This is a genomic window from Variovorax sp. 01N425 (assembly GCF_056399465.1).
The window spans coordinates 1-1,173 of the sequence record NZ_JBFTRJ010000053.1 but is presented as its reverse complement, the minus strand read 5'-3'; the positions used below and the strand labels follow the sequence as shown (position 1 = coordinate 1,173).

Genomic DNA, 1,173 nt, shown 5'->3' with positions numbered 1-1,173 from the left:
CTAGGGAAGGTCTGAACAAGTGCATGTTTCTTGCATGATCGAAGCAGGTCATTGACGGAGCGCGCAACGATGAGCCAGATCAGTTTCTCGGACGCGGAGTACGCCGGCAAGCGCAAGAAGACGCGGCGCGAGGTGTTCCTCGAGGAGATGGAACTGGTCGTGCCGTGGAAGGCGCTGTTGGGCCTGATCGAGCCGCACTACCCGGTAGCCGGGCGAGGCCGCCGGCCGTACCCGCTGGCGTCGATGCTGCGGGTTCACCTGATGCAGAACTGGTTCGCGCTGAGCGACCCGGCGATGGAAGAAGCGCTGTACGAGATCGCCTCGCTTCGCACGTTCGCACACCTGAGCCTGGCCGAGCCGATCCCCGACGAGACGACCATCCTGAACTTCCGCCACCTGCTGGAAGCCAACGATCTGGCCGAGGACATCCTCAAGGCGGTGAACGCGCATCTGGCGCGCAAGGGCCTGCTGCTCAAGCGCGGCAGCATCGTGGACGCGACCATCATCGCGGCGCCGAGCTCGACCAAGAATGCCGAGGGTGAGCGTGACCCCGAGATGCATCAGACCAAGAAGGGCAACCAGTGGCACTTCGGCATGAAGGCGCACATTGCGGTGGACGCCGACAGCGGCCTCGTGCACACGGTCACCACCACGGCGGCCAACGAGTCGGACGTCGAACAGATCGTCGATCTGCTGCATGGCGAGGAACAAGACGTGTGGGCCGACTCGGGCTACCGGGGCGCGCAAAGTCGCGTGACCCGGCACGATCTGCAATGGCACATCGCAGGCCGGCCCAGCGACATGGCCAAGCTGCCCGAGGGGCGAGCGAAGCAGCGGCTCAAGAAGCAGGAGCACGGCAAGGCCAGCGTGCGCGCCAAGGTCGAGCATCCGTTCCGGGTCATCAAGCGCCAGTTCGGGCTGGCGAAGGTAAGGTTCCGGGGACTGGCGAAGAACACGGCGCACGTGGTCACGCTGTTCGCGTTGTCGAACCTTTGGATGGCGCGAAAGAAGTTGATGGCGATGGCGGGAGTGGTCCGCCTGCGGACAGCATGAGGCGCGAGGAACGCGGCGCAACGCGCCTGAAACGCGTGAAGCATCGGCGTTCTTGCGGCTTGACGCAGGTCGAACGGCTGAACGTGATCGCGTTTGCACGTTGTTCAGACCTTCCCTAGT

1 protein-coding gene is annotated in these 1,173 nt (G+C 64.2%); it reads left to right on the top strand.

What is annotated here, in order from left to right; genetic code table 11:
* Nucleotides 1-69 precede the first annotated feature (69 nt).
* Nucleotides 70-1,053, top strand: coding sequence for an IS5 family transposase (locus AC1DSC_RS32630; RefSeq protein WP_018903832.1), 984 nt, complete (start codon nucleotides 70-72; stop codon nucleotides 1,051-1,053).
* Nucleotides 1,054-1,173 lie beyond the last annotated feature (120 nt).

What these genes read in the sequence shown, in the direction of transcription:
- AC1DSC_RS32630 (WP_018903832.1), top strand. Translation starts at nt 70, where the DNA reads ATGAGCCAGATCAGTTTCTCGGACGCGGAGTACGCCGGCAAGCGCAAG.